The organism is Mesorhizobium ciceri WSM4083, assembly GCF_000519305.1.
Taxonomy (GTDB): Bacteria; Pseudomonadota; Alphaproteobacteria; order Rhizobiales; family Rhizobiaceae; genus Mesorhizobium; species Mesorhizobium ciceri_B.
In genome coordinates, this window is the sequence record NZ_JAFG01000006.1 from 278,217 (window position 1) to 299,438 (window position 21,222).

The 21,222-nt window shown below is 63.3% G+C and carries 19 protein-coding genes; 3 read left to right on the forward strand and 16 right to left on the reverse strand.

Translation table 11 applies throughout. The annotated features are described in order from the left end of the window. The first annotated feature begins 9 nt into the window (after positions 1-9). The gene (locus MESCI2_RS0114785) at positions 10-1,431 is read left to right on the forward strand and encodes a coniferyl aldehyde dehydrogenase (RefSeq protein ID WP_027037263.1); all 1,422 of its coding nucleotides are present in this window, start codon (positions 10-12) and stop codon (positions 1,429-1,431) included. Positions 1,432-1,619: 188 nt separating this feature from the next. Here MESCI2_RS0114785 and MESCI2_RS0114790 read toward each other — a convergent pair whose 3' ends face one another. The 8 genes from MESCI2_RS0114790 to uxaC all read right to left on the reverse strand — a co-directional run bounded on the left by MESCI2_RS0114790 (position 1,620) and on the right by uxaC (position 8,859). Next, positions 1,620-1,958, reverse strand: coding sequence for a cupin domain-containing protein (locus tag MESCI2_RS0114790; protein ID WP_027037264.1), 339 nt, complete (start codon positions 1,956-1,958; stop codon positions 1,620-1,622). A 112-nt stretch (positions 1,959-2,070) separates the two neighbouring features. Then, positions 2,071-2,829, reverse strand: coding sequence for a 2-dehydro-3-deoxy-D-gluconate 5-dehydrogenase KduD (kduD, locus tag MESCI2_RS0114795; RefSeq protein WP_027037265.1), 759 nt, complete (start codon positions 2,827-2,829; stop codon positions 2,071-2,073). Further along, on the reverse strand, positions 2,826-3,677 hold the full coding sequence (kduI, locus tag MESCI2_RS0114800; RefSeq protein WP_027037266.1) for a 5-dehydro-4-deoxy-D-glucuronate isomerase: 852 nt from the start codon (positions 3,675-3,677) through the stop codon (positions 2,826-2,828). The genes kduD and kduI overlap by 4 nt, the downstream gene beginning before the upstream one ends. A 22-nt stretch (positions 3,678-3,699) precedes the next feature. Continuing rightward, the gene (locus tag MESCI2_RS0114805; protein WP_027037267.1) at positions 3,700-4,473 is read right to left on the reverse strand and encodes a FadR/GntR family transcriptional regulator; all 774 of its coding nucleotides are present in this window, start codon (positions 4,471-4,473) and stop codon (positions 3,700-3,702) included. A 103-nt stretch (positions 4,474-4,576) separates the two neighbouring features. Further along, the gene (locus MESCI2_RS0114810; RefSeq protein WP_027037268.1) at positions 4,577-5,857 is read right to left on the reverse strand and encodes a TRAP transporter large permease; all 1,281 of its coding nucleotides are present in this window, start codon (positions 5,855-5,857) and stop codon (positions 4,577-4,579) included. Next, the gene (locus MESCI2_RS0114815) at positions 5,857-6,384 is read right to left on the reverse strand and encodes a TRAP transporter small permease (RefSeq protein WP_027037269.1); all 528 of its coding nucleotides are present in this window, start codon (positions 6,382-6,384) and stop codon (positions 5,857-5,859) included. Before MESCI2_RS0114815 ends, MESCI2_RS0114810 begins: the two co-directional genes overlap by 1 nt. 58 nt (positions 6,385-6,442) lie before the next feature. Further along, positions 6,443-7,420 (reverse strand): TRAP transporter substrate-binding protein, encoded by a 978-nt coding sequence (locus MESCI2_RS0114820; RefSeq protein ID WP_027037270.1) that lies wholly within the window; start codon positions 7,418-7,420, stop codon positions 6,443-6,445. Between the two features lie 32 nt (positions 7,421-7,452). After that, positions 7,453-8,859 (reverse strand): glucuronate isomerase, encoded by a 1,407-nt coding sequence (gene uxaC, locus MESCI2_RS0114825; protein ID WP_027037271.1) that lies wholly within the window; start codon positions 8,857-8,859, stop codon positions 7,453-7,455. A gap of 149 nt (positions 8,860-9,008) precedes the next feature. Here uxaC and MESCI2_RS0114830 point away from each other — a divergent pair, with 149 nt between their 5' ends. Continuing rightward, complete coding sequence (locus MESCI2_RS0114830; RefSeq protein ID WP_027037272.1) at positions 9,009-10,544, forward strand: mannitol dehydrogenase family protein; 1,536 nt, start codon at positions 9,009-9,011, stop codon at positions 10,542-10,544. Between the two features lie 268 nt (positions 10,545-10,812). On the opposite strand, the gene MESCI2_RS0114835 is transcribed toward MESCI2_RS0114830, so the two are convergent. The 8 genes from MESCI2_RS0114835 to MESCI2_RS0114870 all read right to left on the reverse strand — a co-directional run bounded on the left by MESCI2_RS0114835 (position 10,813) and on the right by MESCI2_RS0114870 (position 19,679). Beyond that, positions 10,813-11,220, reverse strand: coding sequence for a F0F1 ATP synthase subunit epsilon (locus MESCI2_RS0114835; RefSeq protein ID WP_027037273.1), 408 nt, complete (start codon positions 11,218-11,220; stop codon positions 10,813-10,815). Positions 11,221-11,322: 102 nt separating this feature from the next. Then, complete coding sequence (atpD, locus tag MESCI2_RS0114840) at positions 11,323-12,918, reverse strand: F0F1 ATP synthase subunit beta (protein ID WP_027037274.1); 1,596 nt, start codon at positions 12,916-12,918, stop codon at positions 11,323-11,325. Between the two features lie 70 nt (positions 12,919-12,988). Beyond that, positions 12,989-13,873, reverse strand: coding sequence for a F0F1 ATP synthase subunit gamma (locus MESCI2_RS0114845; protein WP_027037275.1), 885 nt, complete (start codon positions 13,871-13,873; stop codon positions 12,989-12,991). A 46-nt stretch (positions 13,874-13,919) separates the two neighbouring features. Beyond that, complete coding sequence (gene atpA / locus MESCI2_RS0114850) at positions 13,920-15,449, reverse strand: F0F1 ATP synthase subunit alpha (RefSeq protein WP_023811756.1); 1,530 nt, start codon at positions 15,447-15,449, stop codon at positions 13,920-13,922. Next, a complete protein-coding gene (locus MESCI2_RS0114855; RefSeq protein WP_023762496.1) occupies positions 15,449-16,009 on the reverse strand; it encodes a F0F1 ATP synthase subunit delta in 561 nt (186 codons plus the stop codon). Before MESCI2_RS0114855 ends, atpA begins: the two co-directional genes overlap by 1 nt. A 246-nt stretch (positions 16,010-16,255) precedes the next feature. Then, positions 16,256-16,651: a DUF4345 family protein gene (locus tag MESCI2_RS0114860; RefSeq protein WP_027037276.1), complete on the reverse strand. Its 396-nt coding sequence runs from the start codon at positions 16,649-16,651 to the stop codon at positions 16,256-16,258. Positions 16,652-16,745: 94 nt separating this feature from the next. Continuing rightward, positions 16,746-17,441 carry an aspartate/glutamate racemase family protein gene (locus MESCI2_RS0114865; RefSeq protein WP_027037277.1) on the reverse strand — a complete coding sequence of 232 codons (696 nt, stop codon included), beginning with the start codon at positions 17,439-17,441 and terminating at the stop codon, positions 16,746-16,748. A 54-nt stretch (positions 17,442-17,495) separates the two neighbouring features. Then, entirely contained in the window at positions 17,496-19,679 is a 2,184-nt protein-coding gene (locus tag MESCI2_RS0114870) for a primosomal protein N' (RefSeq protein WP_027037278.1), read from the reverse strand. 90 nt (positions 19,680-19,769) lie between these two features. On the opposite strand from MESCI2_RS0114870, the gene fsa reads away from it, so the two are divergent. Continuing rightward, positions 19,770-20,426: a fructose-6-phosphate aldolase gene (gene fsa / locus MESCI2_RS0114875; protein WP_027037279.1), complete on the forward strand. Its 657-nt coding sequence runs from the start codon at positions 19,770-19,772 to the stop codon at positions 20,424-20,426. The last annotated feature ends 796 nt before the right edge of the window (positions 20,427-21,222 follow it).

The window sequence follows — 21,222 nt, forward strand, 5'->3', positions numbered from 1 at the left end:
GAGGGCGCAATGCTGCAGACCAGACAGGATGTTCTCGGCGAGCGGTTTCACCTGCAGCGCGCCGCCTTCGAGGCGCAGCCTTTCCCCAACTTTGGCGTCCGCAAGGATCGCCTCACACGCCTGCTCGCGCTGACCGAGCGGCACGAGGCCGATATCTGTGCGGCCATCGACACCGACTTTGGCGGCCGTTCCGCGCATGAGACGCGGCTTGCGGAACTGTTCGTCGTACGTGCCGGCATCCGCCACGCGCTGTCGCATCTCAGGGGCTGGATGCGCGAGCGTCGCGTCGCCACCACCATGCCGTTCCTGCCCGGCAGAAATCGCCTCGTCCCGCAGCCGCTCGGCGTCGTCGGCATCGTGTCGCCCTGGAATTATCCTTTCCAGCTCGCCGTCGCGCCGGTCACCGCGGCACTCGCGGCCGGCAACCGCGTGCTCATCAAACCTTCCGAATTGACGCCGGCATTCTCAGTGCTGCTGGCCAAACTGGTTGCCGAGCATTTCGCACCCGATGAGCTCAGCGTCATCAGCGGCGACGCGGAGATGGGAAAGGCCTTCGTGTCGATGCCTTTCGATCATTTGCTGTTCACCGGCTCGACCGCGGTCGGACGCCAGGTCGCGATCGCCGCGGCAGCCAACCTGACCCCGGTCACGCTCGAACTCGGCGGCAAGTCGCCGGCAATCTTCGATCCGTCCTGCGACCTCGACGCGGCGGTATCCAGCATTGCCTACGGCAAGCTGTTGAATGCCGGGCAGACCTGTATCGCGCCGGATTATCTGCTGGTGCCGAAGGGACAGGCAGACACGGTCGCTGCCAAGCTCGTAACGGCGATCGCGAAGCTCTACCCGACCCTGCGCGACAACCCCGATTATACCGCCATCATCAGCGAGCGGCACCACCAGCGCCTGCGCGACATGATCACTGAAGCGCGTGACGCCGGCGCCGATGTCACGGAAATCAACCCGGCCGGCGAGCAACTTGCCGCCACGGGCCGGAAGTTGCTACCGACCCTGGTCCGCAATGCCGGGGCGCACCTGCGGCTGATGCGCGAAGAGATCTTTGGGCCGGTGCTGCCCATCGTAGAATACACCGGGATCGACGAGGCGATCGCCCATGTGAACGGGGCGGACCGCCCGCTGGCGCTCTACTGGTTCGGCCGCGACAGCGGCAACCGTCAACGCATCCTGCACGAGACAATTGCCGGCGGCGTCACCATCAACGACTGCATGCTGCATCTGGTCCAGGAAAACCAGCCCTTCGGCGGCGTCGGCGCCAGCGGCATGGGCGCCTACCACGGCGAATGGGGATTTCGGACCTTCAGCAAGGAGAAACCGGTTTTCATGCAGTCGCGGCTGAGCGCGGGAAGCCTGCTGCGCCCGCCCTACGGCAAAACGTTCGAACGGCTTTTCAGCCTCCTGCGTCACATCACCTGACCGAGCGAGCAAGCCTCCGGTTCGTTGTGCCACGTAGCCCCGACGCATTAAGACTATCTTCACCACGGTGCGGCAGGGTCCTCATCCTGCGGTGATGTCTTGAGTACCGCGGCGCCACAAGCGCCCAGGCAACAGACCCGCGCCTCTTCTAGGGTGCGGGTCATTCCCTGCTCGATCTCTTACCCTCGCTAGGCGAGGAAATCGGCCCGGTGCGGCGTAAAGCTGTCGACCAGCCGCCCCGCTTCGAGCGCCTTGACACCGTGCACCAGGCCCGACGGCACGATGAAACTCCCGCCAGCCGCGAGGATCTCGCTCCGGCCGTCGATGGTCACCTCGAAGCGGCCTTCGGCGACGTAGCTTGCCTGGACATGCGGGTGCGAATGCAGGGCGCCGATGCCACCCTTGTCGAAGCCGAATTCGACCAGCATCAACTCGTTGGTGTGCAGGAGAACGCGCCGCCTGTTGCCGTCCGGCGTCGCCGTCCAGGCGCCTTCGCCGGCATGCGCGAAAATCTTCGGCTTCGTCATCGTTGTCTCCTCAGAGTAATTCCAGGAAAAGTGTGAAACGGTTTTCCGTCCGGAATTGCGTTAAAACAATGAGATAGCGCGGTTCAGCGTTTCCGCGAAACGACGAACCACGCTAGCGCGCCAGCCAGCCGCCATCCACCGGCACCACCGCGCCATGCATATAGTTGGACGCCGGCGCCAGCAGGAAGACGGCGGCGTCGCCAATGTCGCCCGCCTCGCCCCAGCGGCCGGCCGGGATACGCGCCAGAATGGCGGCGCTGCGGTCGGGATCGGCGCGCAACGGCTGCGTGTTGTTGGTTTCGATATAGCCCGGCGCGATGGCGTTGACGTTGATGCCCTTTGCCGCCCATTCGCAGGCGAGCAGCCGGGTGATGCCGAGCACACCGTGCTTCGAGGCGGTGTAGGACGCGACGCGGATGCCACCTTGGAAACTCAGCACCGAGGCAATGTTGACGATCTTGCCTTTCCGTTCAGCGGCCAAGACACGCCTGGCAAAGCTTTGGCAGAGCAAAAAAACCGTCTTCAGATTGACATCCATGACGTCGTCCCAATCGGCCTCACTGAGATCGACGGCATCGGCGCGGCGGATGATGCCGGCATTGTTGACCAGCCCGTCGAGCGCGCCGCTTTCGTTCCAGAGGCGGTCGAGCAGCGGACCGGCGGCCGCCGTGTCGGCAAGGTCGGCGCCCACCGCCTCGAACTGCCCGCCGACCGCGGCAACCTTTTCTGCCGTGTCGTGCATCGACGAGCGGCCGACGCCGACCACCGCACCCCCGGCGCGTGCGATCGATACGGCGATGCCCTGGCCGATGCCCGTGTTGGCGCCCGTGACCAGGATACGTTTTCCGGCAAGGCTGAAGGGGTCGCTCACCGCAGATCGCCCAACGCCACCGGGTCGACATCGGTATAGTCGACATTGTCGCCGGCCATCGCCCAGATGAAAGCGTAGTTCGACGTGCCGGCGCCGGAGTGGATCGACCAGCCCGGCGACAGCACCGCTTCCTCGTTGCCCATCACGATATGGCGCGTTTCGTCCGGCTCTCCCATGAAGTGGAAGACGCGCGCCGTCTCGGCCAGGTCGAAATAGAGATAGGCCTCCATGCGCCGGTCATGCACATGGCAAGGCATGGTGTTCCAGATGGAGCCGGGTGCCAGCTGGGTCATGCCGACCACCAACTGGCACGTCTTCACGCCATCGGCATGGATGAACTGGAAGATCGAACGTTCGTTGCAGGCATCCTTGCTACCGAGATCGAGGCGTTTGGCGTCACTGAGGCGGATCAGCCGACTTGGATGAGCCTGATGCGCAGGCGCGCTGAGCAGATAGAATTTAGCCGGCGCGGTCTTGTCCACCGAGGCGAAGGACACGTCGGTGGTGCCCATGCCGAGATAGAGCATGTCGCGCGCCTGCAATTCGAAGGACTGGCCGCCGGCCTTGATGACACCTGCGCCACCGATATTGACGGCGATCAGTTCGCGCCGATCGAGAAAGTTCTTGGTGCCGGTCGGCTTGATCGCTTCCAGTTGAAGCGGTGCGCCGGTCGGCATGGCGCCGCCGACGATCATGCGGTCGTAATGTGTGTAGGTCAGGCTGATGCGGCCGGGCTGGAACAGGCCGTCAATGTGGAAATTGTGGCGCAGCTCATCGGTTCCCATCGCTGCGGCGGCGGCCGGGTCGATGGCAAAGCGCGATGTATAGTCGATATGGCTCTGGTTCATTGTCGTCCTGACTTGAAACGGGTCATTCGCCGGCAGTGGCCTTGACCGAACTGGCATAGAAAGCCTGACGCGCATGCAGGCGTTCGCGGTAACGCAGCTGGCTGGCGGTGAGATGCGCGCGCATCGCCTCGCGCGCGGCCTCGGCATCGCCTGATGTAATGGCGTTGAGGATCACCAGATGCTCGCGCTGCAGCCCGCGCTGGTAGCTGTCGGATTGCACCAATTCGGTCGACCAGGGCGAGGTCACGTCGCACGGAATGGCGCGCCGGCCGAGCACGTCGAGCATCTCGACATAGAACGGGTTGCTGGTGGCGCTGGCGATGGCGCGATGGAAGGCGAGGTCGGCCGGGCCGGTCGGCTCGCTGGCAAGCAGCAGCCGCTCGAATTCGAAGAAGGCTTCCTGGATCGCTGCCTCCTGCGCGGCGTTGCGACGGATGGCGGCGATCCCGGCCGATTCGATCTCGATCGCGAGGCGCACCTCGAGCACGTTGAGCGCGATCGAATCCTTGGCTCCCATATCGGCGGCCAGCGCGCCGAACATCGTCGAGATGTGCTCGGTGACGAAGACACCGGCACCTTGGCGCGGCTCGACCAGCCCGTCGGCGGCAAGCTTGGCCAGCGCCTCGCGGATGACGGTGCGGCTGACGCCGAAGGTTTCGGTCAGCTGGCCTTCGGTCGGCAATTTATGGCCAGGCAGGATCTCACCCGCCTGCAACTGCTTGCGGATCGTTGCGACCACGATTTCCGACAGTTTGGGTTTTCTCTCGACCCTGAGGTCGGCGGATGCAGCGGACACGTGATGGTCTCCTAAAGCAATTCCAGGAAAAGTATGAAACGGCTTTCCGTTCGGAATTGCGTCAAAACAAAGGGTTAGAGCAGTTCACCGTTTTCGTGAACCGCTAGTGGAACAGGCGCGGCAGCCACAATGAAATTTCCGGTATGTAGGTGACTAGCATCAGCACGACGAAAGCCGCGCCATAGAATGGCCAGATCGAACGCATCGCCGTCCAGATCGGGATACGGCCGATGGCGCAGCTGACGAACAGCACTGCCCCCACCGGCGGTGTGCACAGGCCAATGCCGAGATTGAGAATGAGGATCACGCCGAAATGCACCGGATCGACGCCATAGGCCATGACCACTGGCAGGAAGATCGGCGTGGTGATGATGATCAGCGGCGACATGTCCATGAACGTGCCGAGGATGAGCAGCACGACGTTGATTAACAGCAGGATGACCAGCTTGTTGTCGGATACGGACTGCAGGAAGGCGACCAGCGCGGCCGGCACCCTGAGATAGGCGAGCAGCCAGCCAAAGGCGGCGGCGCAGCCGATGATCATCAGCACCATCGCCGTGGTGCGCACGGCAGCGGTGGTGGCGGTGACGAAGTCGTTCCAGCTCATTGAACGGTAGATGATCAGCGTCACCAGGAAGGCGTAGACGATGGCGATGCAGGAGCTTTCGGTGGCGGTGAAGACGCCGGATCGAACGCCACCGAAGATGATGCCGATCAGGATCAGCCCGGGAATTGCGGCAACGAGCAATTGCAGCGCCCTGCCGAAGCCGGCGAACGGCTCGGTCGGATAGCCGCGGCGGCTGGCGACCCAAAAGGCCGTGACCATCAGAGATAACGCAAGCAGCAGGCCGGGTATGATACCGGCGGTGAACAGATCGGCGATCGAGATCCGGCCGCCAGCCGAAATCGAATAGATGATCATGTTGTGCGAAGGCGGTATCAGCAGCGCGATGATGGCGCCGACCGACGTGATGTTGACAGCATAGTCGACGCCGTAGCCGCGCGCCTTCATCTGCGGGATCATCAGCCCGCCGACCGCCGAGGCATCGGCCACCGCCGAGCCGGAAATACCACCGAACATGGTCGAAGCGGCGATGTTGACCTGGCCGAGCCCGCCTCGCAGGTGGCCGACCAACGCCCCTGCGAGCGCCACAAGGCGGGCGGCAATGCCACCGCGCACCATCAGGTCACCGGCGAAGATGAAGAACGGGATGGCCATCAGCGAAAACACGCTGACGCCGGAGTTGAGGCGCTGGAACACCACCAGCGGCGGCAGGCCCAGCACCAGAACCGTCGCGAAGCTGGCGACGCCGAGGCAGAATGCGATCGGTGTTCCGATGATGAGAAGAAAGACGAAGGTGCCGAACAGAACCGTCAGTGCCATCACAGACCCTCCTCGCCCGTGGCGTATTGATCGGCATCGACTGGCAGTCCGGCAAACCGCCCGGCAAGCCGTTCTAGCGAAAACAGGCAGACAAGCGCGCCGCCCAGGATGACCGGCAGGAAACTGACGCCGCCCGGGAAAGCGAGAGACGGCATCACCGTGTTCCAGGTCAGCCGGGTGAGCTGGGCGCCGTAGACGATCATGCCGAGACCGAAGGCGAGCACGACGACATCCGAAATGCTGCGCAGTACCGCCTTTGCGGCGGGCGGCAGGAAATAGAGCAGCACATCGAAGCCCAGATGCGTGCGTTCGCGGACACCGACCGCCGCACCCAAAAAGATGAACCATCCCATCAAAAGCACGGAGAAGGGTTCCGTCCAGCTTGGCGAACTGTTGAGCACATAGCGTGAGAACACCTGCCAGAAGATGATCACCGTCATCAGCGTCAGCCCGATACCGCTGACCCACAGCGCAAGCCGCGCCAGCCGCGACAGCAGGCGTTCTATCGCCAGCCAGAATGGTTTCATATGCGCGCCTCCCCTGAATGGTGGCGCGCAAGAGCGCGCTACCATTGCCGCAATCGAATTACTTGGTGGCCTGAATGCGTGCTGCGAGGTCCTTGAGTTCGGGCGTCGACAGGTACTTGTCGTAGACCGGCTTCATGGCATCGATCAGCGGCTGCTTGTCGATCTCGCTGACCTTGACTCCGGCCTTCTCGACGATGTCGCGGGATTTCTTCTCCTGGGCGTCCCACAATTCGCGCATCTTGACGACGCTGTCCTTGGCCGCTTGCCGGACGATCGCCTGATCTTCCGGTGTGAGCTTGTCCCAGCTCGCCTTCGACATCACCAGAACCTCTGGCACGATCTGATGCTGGTCGAGCGTGTAATGCTTGGCGACCTCGAAATGCTTGGCGGATTCGAAGCTCGGCCAGTTGTTTTCGGCTCCGTCGATGACGCCTGTCTGCAAAGCCGAATAAACTTCGCCATAGGCCATCGGCGTGGCGTTGGCGCCCAGCGCATTGACCATGTCGACGAACACGTCGGACTGGATGACGCGGAACTTCATGCCTTTCAGGTCGGAGATCGAGGCGATGTCCTTCTTGGTGTTGTAGAAGGAGCGGGCGCCGGAATCGTAGAAGGCAAGGCCAACCAGATTATGCACCTCGAAGGCTTTGAGTATCTGCTCGCCGATCGGCCCGTCCATGACATGGCGCATATGCTCGACCGAGCGGAACATGTAGGGCAGCGACGGCACCGCCGTCTCCGGCACGATGCCGTTGAAAGGACCCATCGAGACGCGGTTGAGGTCGAGCACGCCCGCCTGGGTCTGCTCGATCGTGTCCTTTTCCTCGCCGAGCTGCGCCGAGTGATAAACCTCGACCGAGTAGGCACCCTTGGTCCGCTCCTTGATCAGCTCGCCCATATATTTGACCGCGTCGACGGTCGGGTAGCCGTCCGGATGCGTGTCGGCCGAGCGCAGGACGGTTTCGGCGTTGGCAATGCCGATCAGCAGTGAGCCGAAGGCGAATGTGGCTGCCGTCAATTTCGAAAGATGCAACATGACTTCCTCCCTTTAAAATCATGGCGCCCGGTTCAGAGCCGGTACGCCTTCTTCGCAAGCGTGTAGGCAAGCTCCCGCGCCAGCTCATGCGCCTCGTCCTCGCGTAGCCTATGCTCGGCGACGAGACGCGCCAGGAACGCGCAGTCGACCCGCCGCGCCACATCGTGACGCGCCGGGATCGATGGAAAGGCGCGGGTGTCGTCGTTGAAACCGACGGTGTTGTAGAAGCCGGCCGTCTCGGTGGTCATCTCGCGGAAGCGCCGCATGCCTTCCGGGCTGTCGTGGAACCACCAGGCCGGCCCGAGCTTCAGCGCCGGATAGACGCCGGCGAGCGGCGCCAGCTCGCGCGCATAGCTGGTTTCGTCGAGCGTGAAGAGGATGACGGTGAGGTCGCGTTCCAGGCCGACGCAGTCGAGCAGCGGCTTCAGCGCCGTCACATAGTCGGTCCGGGTCGGGATATCGAAACCCTTGTCGCGACCGAATTTCTGGAAGATCGCCGGCGAATGATTGCGCCAGGAGCCGGGATGGATCTGCAGCACCAGCCCGTCGTCGAGGCTCATCTTGGCCATCTCGGTCAGCATCTGGGCGCGGAACAGTTTTCGCTCACGCTCATCGTCGGAACCACGGCGAACCCGATTGAACAGTTCTTGCGCCGCCGCATCCGAAAGATTGGCGGTCTCGGCCGTCGGATGGCCATGATCCGACGAAGTCGCGCCGAAGCTTTTGAAGAAGGCGCGCCGCTGGCGATGCGCGTCGAGATAGCCGGCCCAGCTGCCGGTGTCGCAGCCGGTGATCTCGCCGAGCCGGTCGAGATTGGTTGAAAACCCTTCGAAATCAGGATCGACGACCGCATCCGGCCGATAGGCGGTGATAACACGGCCCTGCCAGCCGCTGTCGCGGATCATCTGGTGCCATTGGAGATCGTCGAGTGCGCCTTCCGTGGTCGCGATGACCTCGATGTTGAAGCGCTCGAACAGGGCGCGCGGGCGGAAATTCTCCCACTGCAGCAGCGTTGCGATGGTGTCGTAGTGGCGGTCGGCGGTCGCGGCGGTCAGCGGTTCGTCGATGCCGAACAGATCGGCAAGCACATGATCGAACCACAGCCGGGTCGGTGTGCCCCGAAACAGGTAATAGTGCTCGGCAAAGCGCCGCCAGATCGTCCGGCCGTCGGTTTCGACAGGTGCGCCGTCGAGCGTCGCCACGCCGAGATCCTCAAGGCGAACGCCTTGGCTGAACAGCATGCGGAAGATGTAATGATCCGGGACGATGAGCAGTTGCGCCGGATCCGGGAAAGGCTCGTTCAGCGCATACCAACGTGGATCGGTGTGGCCATGCGGGCTGACCAGGGGCAGGTCCTTGATCCCGCCATAGAGATCGCGGGCAACCGAGCGCGAATGCGCATCGGCGGGAAACAGCAGATCCGCATCGGTCAGTGCCACGGCAATCCTCCCAGGGCTGCTATCGGTAGGGGCGGCAAGAAATTATGTCAACATACAAAAATTAGATTGTTGTATGATGACTTTTCGGCCCATTGTGCGGTGGGAAATCGAATGGTACGCCGCTTTGCCGATCCCTGCCGAGGCCACTCATGTCATCCGACCAGACCAGTCGCACCACGACGACCGAACGCCTTTCCTCGAAGACGGTGCGCACACTGCCGGCTTCGATCGCGACGCCTTCATATGACCGCAGCCGCGTCGTCCCGGGCATCGTGCATCTCGGCGTCGGCGCCTTCCATCGCGCCCATCAGGCAGCCTATGTCGACGATTGCCTGGCGGCAGGCGAGGCGGATTGGGGCATAACAGGCGTTTCGCTGCGCAGCACTGACACGCGCGACGCTCTCACGCCGCAGGGCGGGCTCTACACGCTGGCGATCAGAAGCAGTGGAACCGAAAAACTTCAGGTCATCGGTTCGATCGGTGCGATGCTGGTGGCGCCGGAGGATCCCGGCGCGGTGCTGGCCACGCTGACCGATCCGCGAACCCGCATCGTCACGCTGACGATCACCGAAAAGGCCTATCTGAGGGCGGCGGGCGGCGGACTGGACGCCGGCCATCCCGATATCGGCCATGATCTGGCCAATCCGCAGATGCCCAAGACGGCGCATGGTTTCCTGACCGAGGCGCTTGCCCGGCGACGCGCCGCCGGCACGCCACCCTTTACGGTGCTGTGCTGCGACAACCTGCCGGCCAACGGCGCCACGCTGCATCGGCTGCTGACCGAATTCGCCGCATTGCGCGATGCCCGGCCTGGCGTGAAGAGCGACGCCGGAATCGCCGGCCACATCGCCCATCAGGTCGCCTTTCCTTCAAGCATGGTCGACCGCATCGTGCCGGCAACCACCGATGCCGATCGGGCGCGGATCGCTGAAGAACTCGGCGTCGAGGACGCCTGGCCCGTGATGACCGAGCCGTTCTGCCAATGGGTGGTCGAGGATAAGTTCCCGACTGGCCGGCCCGCGTGGGAACAATTCGGCGTCACCATGGTTCGCGACGTCGGCCCGTTCGAGGACATGAAGCTCAGGCTGCTCAACGGCTCGCATTCGGCCATCGCCTATCTAGGCCTGCTCAGCGGTCATGCCACCGTCGACCGCGCCTTCGCCGACCCGGCGATCCGGCAATTCGTCGATGCCTTGTGGGCCGAAGCCATCCCCACCCTGCCCGAGGATGCCGGACTGGACACCAGCGCCTATACCGCGGAACTCGCGGAGCGGTTTTCCAACACTGCACTTGCCCATCGCACGGCGCAGATCGCCAATGACGGCAGCCAGAAATTGCCGCAGCGTATCATCGCGTCCGCCATCGAATGCCTCGAAGCCGGTACTGAACTGGTCCATCTAACCCTGGTGGTGGCTGCCTGGATCGCCGCTTGCGCCGCGCGAGGAAAAACCTTGCCGGCGGGGCATTTCACCGACCCGCTCGACGCGGCGTTGACGGCACTTTTGAGTGAGCAGCTGCCGGCCAACGAAACCGTAACCGCGGTGTTCGACCTCGCCGGCTTCGCTGGGGATCACGCCGAGCGCCAGACGTTGATCGAACTCGTGGCTGTCCATCTCGTCCACCTGCGGCGCGATGGTCCGGTTCTGGCCTTCGCAGCGCTCGGCATACAGAGCGAGCAATCCTGAGCTATGAGCTGACGGTTATACGCCGGCGGGACAGCGCCCCCCTCTGTCCTGCCGGACATCTCCCCCACAAGGGGGGAGATCGGCCGTCACCACGGCTTTCGCAAAATCTCTAACGTTGCAGGACGAGCGCCGACATCCGAGCTGCCAATCTCCCCCTCGTGGGGGAGATGTCCGGCAAGACAGAGGGGGGCGCGACGGATCGCGACAGAACGCCCGTCCTGCGCTCTACCAATGTGAGGGCATGAATTACAGAGTCTGCGCTCCGGCCTCAAGCCGGCAGGATGGCGCCTTCCAGCGTCGTGAGCTGGCTAAGGAACTGTTCCGCCTTGCTGCGGGCCTCGTCGTCCTTGGCATCAGTGGCGTCTTCCTTGGCTTCCTGGATGCGGCGCGCGAGATCGGCGCGGTCGACATCCTTCACGGCCACGGCCGATTCCGCCAGTAGCGTGCAGCCGGACGGAACGATGTCGGCAAAGCCGCCGAACACCACATAGCGCTCTTCGCCACCCGCCGCGGTCTTCACCGTGACGACGCCCGGCTTGATCGTGGTCATGACCGGGGCGTGATGCGCCATCACGGTCATCTCGCCTTCGGCGCCCGGAATGACGACCGATTCGACCTGCTCGGAAACAAGCAGGCGCTCCGGCGAGACCAGTTCGAACTTGAAAGCTTCAGCCATGATCAAATTAGCGAATAGCGAATAGTGAATAGCGAATAGTCTGAAGAAGAATTCGCCGGCCCATATTCCCTATTCGCTACTCCCTATTCACTATTCGCTTGATTACGCCGCTTCAGCCGCGAGGCGCTGTGCCTTCTCGACCGCTTCCTCGATGCCGCCAACCATGTAGAAGGCAGCTTCCGGAAGGTGATCGTAGTCGCCGTTGCAAAGGCCCTTGAAGCCCTTGATGGTGTCGGCGAGGTCGACCAGCTTGCCCGGCGCGCCGGTGAACACTTCGGCGACGAAGAACGGCTGCGACAGGAAGCGCTCGATCTTGCGGGCGCGGGCCACGGTCTGCTTGTCCTCTTCCGACAATTCGTCCATGCCCAGGATGGCGATGATGTCCTGCAGCGACTTGTAGCGCTGGAGGATCGACTGCACCTGGCGAGCGACGCCATAGTGCTCGTCGCCGACGACCAGCGGGTCGAGCATGCGCGAGGTCGAATCCAGCGGATCGACGGCCGGATAGATGCCCTTTTCGGCGATGGCGCGGTTCAGCGTCGTCGTCGCGTCAAGGTGGGCGAACGAAGTCGCAGGCGCCGGATCGGTCAAGTCGTCGGCCGGCACGTAGATGGCCTGCACCGAGGTGATCGAACCTTTGGTGGTGGTGGTGATGCGTTCCTGCAGCGCGCCCATGTCGGTGGCGAGCGTCGGCTGATAGCCCACGGCCGACGGGATACGGCCGAGCAGAGCCGACACTTCTGAACCAGCCTGCGTGAAGCGGAAGATGTTGTCGACGAAGAACAGCACGTCCTGGCCCTGGTCGCGGAAATATTCCGCAACCGTCAGGCCGGTCAGGCCGACGCGCGCGCGCGCGCCCGGCGGCTCGTTCATCTGGCCATAGACGAGTGCGGCCTTGGAGCCTTCGCCGCCGCCCTTCTTGTTGACGCCGGATTCGATGAACTCGTGATACAGATCGTTGCCTTCGCGGGTGCGCTCGCCGACGCCGGCGAACACCGAATAGCCGCCATGCGCCTTGGCGATGTTGTTGATCAGTTCCTGGATCAGCACGGTCTTGCCGACGCCGGCGCCGCCGAACAGGCCGATCTTGCCGCCCTTGGCGTAGGGAGCCAGCAGGTCGAGCACCTTGATGCCGGTGATCAGGATCTGCGCTTCCGTCGACTGCTCGACATAGGTCGGAGCCGGCTGGTGGATGGAGCGCATTTCGGTCGCGTCGACCGGGCCTTCTTCGTCGACCGGCTCGCCGATGACATTGATGATGCGGCCGAGCATGCCCGGGCCGACCGGCACGGTGATCGGCGCGCCGGTGTCACGCACTTCCTGGCCGCGAACCAGACCTTCGGTCGAGTCCATGGCGATGCAGCGCACGGTGTTTTCACCCAGATGCTGGGCAACTTCGAGCACCAGGCGGTTGCCGACATTGGTCGTCTCGAGCGCGTTCAGGATCGCCGGCAGGTGATCGCCGAACTGCACGTCGACAACGGCGCCGATGACCTGGCGGACCTTGCCGGCAACGCCCGTTGCCTTGGTGGCCACTGCCGATGTCTTGGCAGCGGCGGCCTTCGCCGGTGCTGCCGCCTTGGCCGGGGCAGCCTTCGCGGCGGCTGCTGGAGCCTTTGCCGCCGCCTTCGCGGGGGCTGCGGTTTTCGCGGCTGCGGCCTTGGGGGCTGCCTTCTGGGGGGTCGCTGCTTTCGCCATCGTCTTTACCCTTTTTCGTCCTTTGTTTCTCACGCGGTCCGGTCGCGGGTCGATGACCCGCGGACCGCGCCTAGAGCGCCTCGGCGCCCGAAATGATTTCGATCAGTTCCTTGGTGATCTGCGCCTGCCGCTGGCGATTGTAGGTGATCGACAGCTTGTTGATCATGTCGCCGGCGTTGCGCGTCGCATTGTCCATGGCGCTCATCTTGGCGCCCATTTCGCCGGCCACATTTTCGAGCAGCGCCCGGAAAACCTGCACGGAGATGTTGCGCGGAATGAGGTCGGAGAGGATTTCGCCCGGCTCCGGCTCATATTCGTAGACGGCGTTGCCGCCATCGATCGCCTCGGCCGGAGCCGAAGCAACGCCGGCCGGAATGATCTGCTGCGCGGTCGGGATCTGGCTGATCACCGACTTGAACTGCGAATAGAACAGCGTGCAGATGTCGAAGCCGCCTTCGTTGAAGAGGTGGATGACCTTCTTGGCGATGGCATCGGCATTGACGAAGCCGAGTGTCTTGACCTCGCGCAGGTCGACTCGGTCGATGATCATCGATGCATAGTCGCGGCGCAGGATGTCGAAACCCTTCTTGCCGACGCAGATGATCTTGACCTGCTTGCCCTCCGCCAAAAGCTTGCGGATATGGTCGCGGGCAAGGCGGGCGATCTGCGAATTGAAGCCGCCGCACAGGCCGCGCTCGGCGGTGCAGACGACGAGCAGATGCACGTCATCCTTGCCGGTGCCGGTCATCAGCGCCGGGGCATCGCCGCCGCCGCCGATGGCCTGGGTGATGTTGGCCAGCACGGAACCCATGCGCTCCGAATAGGGGCGCGCCGCTTCCGCAGCCTCTTGCGCACGGCGCAGCTTCGCCGCGGCGACCATCTGCATCGCCTTGGTGATCTTCTGCGTCGCCTTGACCGAGGCGATACGGTTACGAAGGTCTTTTAATGAAGGCATGCTTCAAACCTGATCCCGTCTTGTCTCATCCCGACTGGCAATTCGCTCAGGCGAAGGTCTTGGCGAAAGCATCGATCTCGGCCTTCAGCTTGGCGCGCAGATCGTCCGACAGCGCCTTTTCCTTGCGGATGGCATCGAGGACGTCCTTGCCTGCCGAACGCATGTGGCTGAGCAGGCCATGCTCGAACTTGCCGACCTGGTTGACCGGCAGCTTGTCGAGATATCCGTTGACGCCGGCGAAGATCACCGCGACCTGCTCTTCCGTCTTCAGCGGCGAGAACTGTGGCTGCTTCAGGAGTTCGGTGAGGCGCGATCCGCGGTTGAGCAGGCGCTGCGTGGCGGCATCGAGATCCGAGCCGAACTGCGCGAAGGCAGCCATTTCGCGGTACTGCGCGAGCTCGCCCTTGATCGAGCCGGCAACCTGCTTCATCGCCTTGATCTGCGCGGCCGAGCCGACGCGGCTGACCGACAGACCGACGTTCACCGCAGGACGAATGCCCTGGAAGAACAGGTTGGTTTCAAGGAAGATCTGGCCATCGGTGATCGAGATCACGTTGGTCGGGATGTAGGCCGACACGTCGTTGGCCTGCGTCTCGATGATCGGCAGGGCGGTCAGCGACCCACCGCCCAGATCGTCGTTGAGCTTGGCGGCGCGCTCGAGTAGGCGCGAGTGCAGATAGAAGACGTCGCCCGGATAGGCTTCGCGGCCCGGAGGGCGGCGCAGCAGCAGCGACATCTGGCGGTAGGCGACGGCCTGCTTCGACAGATCGTCATAGCTGATCAGCGCGTGCATGCCATTGTCGCGGAAATATTCGCCCATGGTGGCGCCGGCGAACGGCGCCAGGAACTGCATCGGCGCCGGATCGGAAGCGGTGGCGGCGACGATGATCGAGTATTCGAGCGCGCCGCGCTCTTCCAGCACCTTGACGAACTGCGCGACGGTCGAGCGCTTCTGGCCGACGGCGACGTAGACGCAGTAGAGCTTTTCCTTCTCGGGGCCGTTGTCGTGCACCGACTTCTGGTTGAGCATCGTGTCGAGGATGATGGCGGTCTTGCCGGTCTGGCGATCGCCGATGACCAGCTCGCGCTGGCCGCGGCCGACCGGGATCAGCGCATCGATGGCCTTGAGGCCGGTCGACATCGGCTCGTTCACCGACTTGCGCGGAATGATGCCGGGCGCCTTGACGTCGACGCGCTTGCGCTCGACTGCCTTGATCGGACCCTTGCCGTCGATCGGATTGCCGAGCGCATCGACGACGCGGCCGAGCAGGCCGGGGCCGACGGGGACGTCGACGATGGCGCCGGTGCGCTTGACGATGTCGCCTTCCTTGATGTCGCGGTCGGCGCCGAAGATGACGACGCCGACATTGTCGGCTTCGAGGTTGAGCGCCATGCCGCGGATGCCGCCGGGGAATTCGACCATCTCGCCGGCCTGGACATTGTCGAGGCCATAGACACGGGCGATACCGTCACCGACGGACAGCACCTGTCCGACTTCGGAGACCTCGGCCTCCTTGCCGAAATTCTTGATCTGGTCTTTCAGAATTGCGGAAATTTCCGCGGCGCGGATGTCCATCAGCCGACCTCTTTCAGTGCAAGCTTGAGCGAATTGAGTTTGGTTTTGAGCGACGTATCGATCTGGCGCGAGCCCATCTTGACCACCAGCCCGCCGAGCAGCGACGGATCGACGGTGACGGAGATAGCCACGTCCTTGCCGGCAACGCTCTTCAGCGCCGCCTTGAGTTCGGTCTGCTGGGCAGCCGTCAGCTCGTGAGCCGACGTGACTTCAGCAGCGGTCTCGCCACGATGTTCGGCTGATATCTGGCGGAACGCCCTGATCATGCCGGGAATGGCGAACAGCCGGCGGTTACGGGCGACGACGCGCAGGAAATTACCAGTGAGGCCGGCAATCCCGGCCTTGTCGGCGATTGCCGCGATGGCCTTCGCCTGGTCCTCGCTGGAGAACACCGGGCTGTTGATCAGCCGGGTGAGATCAGCGCTGCCCGCGAGCATGGCTTCGAAGCTGTTGAGGTCGGCTTCGACCTTGGCCACGGAATTTGCCTGCAGGGCGAGTTCGAACAGCGAACCCGCATAGCGTTCTGCGACACCCGAGATTGGCGATGACGATTGAGCCACGGACCGTCTTTTCTCTTGTCTGACAGGCCGTAGATTGTTGGCGCGAGCAAAAACTCTGGCTAAATCTTTGACCTTACTGCATTTTTTCAAGCACGGAGACGCGGCTTCCGCTATCCCCGGCCGAAAGTCGATTGCCGTCTAGCACAGGCATTTTAAGACCGCAATGCGTCGTTCCGCATGGTTTTCAGGCACTATTGTCGCATCCGGCAAAAGTCACCCGTCTTCCATCGCGGAATACCCAACGATTCAAGGCAGAAAGCCGAAGGCAAAGGCGAGCGGCAACGCCGCCAGGACCAATTCCAGCACAATGGAAACCCAATTGAAAGGCGTGTTGGCGCCATCAGACATCATCGACAGCAGCCGGCCGAAGGCGGTGAACAGCCAGGAAAAGCCGAGCGCCATGTAGATCAGCGGCTGCGCCAGCAGGATACAGCACAGGCCGACGCCGAGATAGAAGCCCGACATCCTGCCGCGCCCCTCGGCGATCGCCGCAGCCTTCTCTGGCTTGACCTGCAGGCGCAGGGCACGGAAGGCGAGGCCAGGTGCCAGAAAAAACAAAAGACCGAGCAGCACGGTGACGACGGCGCTCGACCAGGCCAGCCATTCGCCCTGGCTCGTCGGCCATGGAAGCGCAAAATCCATCTTGTCCCCTCGAAATGCCTGTTTTGAAATTCCGGGCATTCTAACGGAGGAAAGCCCCCGCGCCAGATGGGCCACGCACTTTAGGCGGCGCGCATCAACCGAGCGCGAATGCCACGGCCGCCTCGGCATGGATGCGCGTCGTGTCGAAAACCGGGATGTCGAAATCCTGCTGGCCGATAAGCATGGTGATCTCGGTGCAGCCCATGATGACGCTGTCGGCCGCCTCTTCGCGGCGCAGGCGCTCGGTCTCGGCGATATAGGCCGCCTTTGAAGTCTCCTTGACGATGCCCTGGCACAACTCGTCGTAGATGACGCGATGGACCATGTCGCGCCCGGCGCCATCGGGCACGACAGGGTTCAAGCCAAATCTGTCGGCGAGCCGGCCCTTGTAGAAATCCTGCTCCATGGTGAAGCGCGTCGCCAGCAGCGCCGGGCGCTGCATGCCAGCGCGCTTGACCGCCACCGCGGTGGCATCGGCGATGTGGATCAGCGGGATCGACACCGACGCCTGCACTTGGTCGGCCAGTTTGTGCATGGTGTTGGTACACAAAAGCAGACCCTCCGCGCCCCCGGCCTCGAGCTTGCGTGCGGCTTCGACTAGAAGCACACCGGCGCCATCCCAGTCACCATGATGCTGCCGCTCGGCGATCTCTGCAAAATCGAAAGACCACAGCAGGAGTTTGGCAGAATGCAAGCCGCCCAGCCGCTCGCGCACAATCTCGTTGAGCAGGCGATAGTAGATGGCGGTCGATTCCCAGCTCATGCCGCCGAGAAGGCCAAGGGTTTTCATATGAGTTTCCACATCTCGCTGGCTTGCGGGCAACCTATCGCTGAAAGCGCGACCTTACAAAAAGCTCTGCGGATCGATATCCACCTGCACCCTGACCGAGCCGCGCTGCTTCGGCCCGTTGGCAAGCATCGCGCGAATAAAACCTTGCATGTCGGCGCGCCGTTCGCCCTGGATCAGCAGGCGGAAGCGGTGGCGGCCGCCGAGCAGGGACAGCGGCGCCTCCGCCGGCCCCAGCACGAACAGATCGGTCGCCTCGGGCGCGGCGCGGCGCAGGCCGCGTGCATGGCCCTCGGCTTCTGCTCGTGTCACCGCGCTGACGATGACGCCGGCGAGCCGGCCGAAAGGCGGCAGGGCAGCCCGTTCGCGCTCGGCAATCTCGCGCTCGTAAAAAGCCTCGGCGTCGCCGGAGACGATTGCCCGCATCACCGGATGCTCGGGCTGAAAAGTCTGCAGCAGGCCAAGGCTCTTCTTGCCGGTGCGGCCGGCGCGGCCGGTGACCTGGCTGAGCAGCTGGAACGTCCGCTCCGCGGCGCGCGGATCGCCATTGGCAAGTCCGAGATCGGCATCGACGACGCCGACCAAAGTCATGTTGGGAAAATTGTGGCCCTTGGCGACGAGCTGCGTGCCGATGACGATGTCGGCCTGGCCATCGGCGATCGCCTCCAGCTCCAGCCGCAGCCGCCGCACGCCGCCCATCAGGTCCGACGACAAAACGATGGTGCGCGCGTCGGGAAAATGCGTAACGACCTCTTCGGCGATCCGCTCGACGCCCGGTCCGCAGGCGACCAGATGATCCAGCGTGCCGCATTCCGGGCAGGCCTCGGGGCGGCGCTCATTGTGCCCGCAATGATGGCAGACCAGTTGGCCGCGAAACCGGTGCTCGACCAGCCAGGCCGAGCAGACAGGGCAGCCGAAGCGGTGGCCGCAGACCCGGCACAACGTCAGCGGCGCATAGCCACGCCGGTTGAGGAACAGCAGCGATTGCTCCTTCCTCTCCAGCGTCTGGCGCATCTGGTCGAGCAGCACCGGCGACAGGAAGCCGCCGCGCGCCGGCGGCGCGCGCCGCATGTCGATGGTCTTCAGGTGAGGCAGCGCCGCCTCTGCGAAGCGGGCGGAGAGCACCGCCCTGTTGTAGCGGCCCTGGCTGGCATTGACCCGGCTTTCGACCGACGGCGTCGCCGACGCCAGCACGACCGGGAAGCTGCCGATATGGCCGCGCACCACCGCCATGTCGCGCGCATTGTAGAAGACCCGGTCTTCCTGCTTGTAGGCGGGGTCGTGCTCCTCGTCGACGACGATCAGGCCGAGCTCCTTGAACGGCAGGAACAGCGCCGAGCGCGCGCCGGCGACGACACGCACGCCGCCCTCCGCCACTTGCCGCCAGACTTTTTCGCGCATCCGCGGCGGCAGGTCGGAATGCCATTCGCCCGGCTTGGCGCCGAAGCGCTGCTGGAAGCGCTCGAGAAAAGCGTGCGTCAGCGCGATTTCCGGCAGCAGGATCAGCACCTGCCTGCCCTGGTCGAGCGCAGCCGCCACCGCCTCGAAATAGACCTCGGTCTTACCGGATCCGGTGACGCCGTCGAGCAGCGCGACGTTGAACACGCCGGCTGCGACATTGGCGCGCAGCATCTGCGCCGCGGCGCTCTGGTCCGGCATCAGTTCCGGAATGGCGTAGCCGGGATCGGGCACGGCCACCACCGGGCGCGGCGGGATCATCACCGTCTCGAACACGCCTTGCGCCCGCAGGCCGTCGATCACCGTCGACGACACGCCGGCGGCGTGGGCGAGGCCGGAGCGCGTCCAGGCGAGCCCGCCTTCGGCCGTCTCCAGCACGCGCTGCCTGGCGCCCGTCATCCTGTCGGGTGCGAGAAGCGTGCGCTGCAGCCCCTCGATCCACGGTTCGGGGTCGAAAGCCTCCGGTGCCCTGAGCAGCATGCGCGCAACCATGCCTGGAGGCGACAACGTGTATTGCGCCACCCAGTCGACGAAACGGCGCATCGCGCGGTCGATCGGCGGGCAGTCGAAGACCTGTTCGATGGAGCGCAGCTTTTTCGCGTCGACTTTCTCGACGGCGCCATCCCAGACGATGCCGGCGACCTGGCGCGGCCCGAGCGGCACGCGCACGATCGAGCCCGGCACCACGCGCATGCCGGCCGGCACGGCATAGGTGTAGGGGCGTTCGGCGGGCATCGGCACCAGCACCGGTGCGGCTGCGACAAAGGGCGAATCTTCGATCATGAGGCGTGACCTTGCCCTGACTTTGGTCTAGATCAAAGGCCGACCCCGAATGTGCATGGCATGCACATGAAAATCTTCAGGAGACCCGCCATGAAATTTTTTGTCGACACCGCCGACGTCAAGGATATCCGTGAGCTGAACGATCTGGGGCTGCTCGACGGCGTCACCACCAATCCGTCGCTGATCCTCAAATCCGGCGGCAAGATCGCCGATGTCACCAAAGAGATCTGCGACATCGTCAAGGGTCCGGTCTCGGCTGAAGTCACCGCCACCGAATATTCCGAGATGATGCAGCAGGCCAAGGTTCTGGCCAAGATCGCCGACAATGTCTGCATCAAGGTGCCGCTGACGCTGGACGGCCTCAAGGCCTGCAAGACGATCCGCACCGAGATGAACCGCCTGGTCAACGTCACCCTGTGCTTTTCGGCCAACCAGGCGCTTCTGGCGGCCAAGGCCGGCGCCTCGTTCATCTCGCCCTTCGTCGGCCGCATCGACGACATCGGCATCGACGGCATGGAGCTGATCCAGGAGATCAGGCAGATCTACGACAATTACGATTTCCAGACCGAGATCCTCGTCGCTTCGGTGCGCACCGTGAACCACGTCAAGCAGGCGGCCCTCATCGGCGCCGATGTCGTGACCGCGCCGCCGGCGACCCTGAAGGCGCTGGTCAAGCACCCGCTGACCGACAAGGGCCTGGAACAGTTCCTCGCCGACTGGGCCAAGACCGGCCAGAAGATCGGCTGAGCGATCCGATATCCGATACGAGAAAAAGGCCGGGCAACCGGCCTTTTTTCATGCGCTTCGAATTGGAGAGGTCTCCGTTTTCGCGGGCTTTGCACTGGCTCTGTTGGCTTTATTGCACCGCAGCTGAAATCAAGAGCGACAAGTTCAAATCAGGATATTTGATCGAGTTCCCCAGCTCGACGCACTGCTGAAGCATACCCTGTGGCATCTCGCTAGAGAGATGCTCTTCGACGCACTTAAAAATCGATGATTTGGTCGAAGCCTTTATAAAGGCGCTGGCTGTAGATTCGATGTTTAGCTACTTGGGTCGAACATGAGCCTTCTAATCTCAATCGCTTTTTCTGTTCTTGCATCAATAGGACTCGCTTTCGCGAAGGCATTTTCAATCTATGGCCTCATTCGGGACAAACGTTATTCGTGGGTGAGTTTCATAGTGATTGCGGTCGTGTGGCTTGGCGCAACGGTGCTGAGTGCCAACCGGACGTGTGGTCAATGGGGGTGTAGCTGGGGCCTTCACTTCGGTTGGATACTCGCCCTGTTGCCTCAAGGCTTCGTGACGAATATTGCGTTAGGTGAGAAGCTATTTGTGATTGCATTTCTTACATATTTGGGACTGTGCATCTATTTCTTCGGGCATGTCATTGGCTGGTTATCCTATGTGGCCGTCAGCATTGGAAAGGCGGTCGCTAACCGGGGACACACACGCTAGACTAGTGGAGATGCTTCAGGTCTAGGCTGGGATAGGTGGTGGAATTAACAAGCTTGACCCGCCCCTGAAGCAGGATCCCATGACGGC

Excerpts from the sequence above, each read along its gene's own strand:
- MESCI2_RS0114785 (WP_027037263.1), top strand. The coding sequence starts at position 10 with ATGCTGCAGACCAGACAGGATGTTCTCGGCGAGCGGTTTCACCTGCAG.
- MESCI2_RS0114790 (WP_027037264.1), bottom strand. The coding sequence starts at position 1,958 with ATGACGAAGCCGAAGATTTTCGCGCATGCCGGCGAAGGCGCCTGGACG.
- kduI (WP_027037266.1), bottom strand. The coding sequence starts at position 3,677 with ATGAACCAGAGCCATATCGACTATACATCGCGCTTTGCCATCGACCCG.
- MESCI2_RS0114810 (WP_027037268.1), bottom strand. The coding sequence starts at position 5,857 with ATGGCACTGACGGTTCTGTTCGGCACCTTCGTCTTTCTTCTCATCATC.
- MESCI2_RS0114815 (WP_027037269.1), bottom strand. The coding sequence starts at position 6,384 with ATGAAACCATTCTGGCTGGCGATAGAACGCCTGCTGTCGCGGCTGGCG.
- MESCI2_RS0114820 (WP_027037270.1), bottom strand. The coding sequence starts at position 7,420 with ATGTTGCATCTTTCGAAATTGACGGCAGCCACATTCGCCTTCGGCTCA.
- MESCI2_RS0114830 (WP_027037272.1), top strand. The coding sequence starts at position 9,009 with ATGTCATCCGACCAGACCAGTCGCACCACGACGACCGAACGCCTTTCC.
- MESCI2_RS0114835 (WP_027037273.1), bottom strand. The coding sequence starts at position 11,220 with ATGGCTGAAGCTTTCAAGTTCGAACTGGTCTCGCCGGAGCGCCTGCTT.
- atpD (WP_027037274.1), bottom strand. The coding sequence starts at position 12,918 with ATGGCGAAAGCAGCGACCCCCCAGAAGGCAGCCCCCAAGGCCGCAGCC.
- MESCI2_RS0114845 (WP_027037275.1), bottom strand. The coding sequence starts at position 13,873 with ATGCCTTCATTAAAAGACCTTCGTAACCGTATCGCCTCGGTCAAGGCG.
- atpA (WP_023811756.1), bottom strand. The coding sequence starts at position 15,449 with ATGGACATCCGCGCCGCGGAAATTTCCGCAATTCTGAAAGACCAGATC.
- MESCI2_RS0114860 (WP_027037276.1), bottom strand. The coding sequence starts at position 16,651 with ATGGATTTTGCGCTTCCATGGCCGACGAGCCAGGGCGAATGGCTGGCC.
- MESCI2_RS0114865 (WP_027037277.1), bottom strand. The coding sequence starts at position 17,441 with ATGAAAACCCTTGGCCTTCTCGGCGGCATGAGCTGGGAATCGACCGCC.
- MESCI2_RS0114870 (WP_027037278.1), bottom strand. The coding sequence starts at position 19,679 with ATGATCGAAGATTCGCCCTTTGTCGCAGCCGCACCGGTGCTGGTGCCG.
- fsa (WP_027037279.1), top strand. The coding sequence starts at position 19,770 with ATGAAATTTTTTGTCGACACCGCCGACGTCAAGGATATCCGTGAGCTG.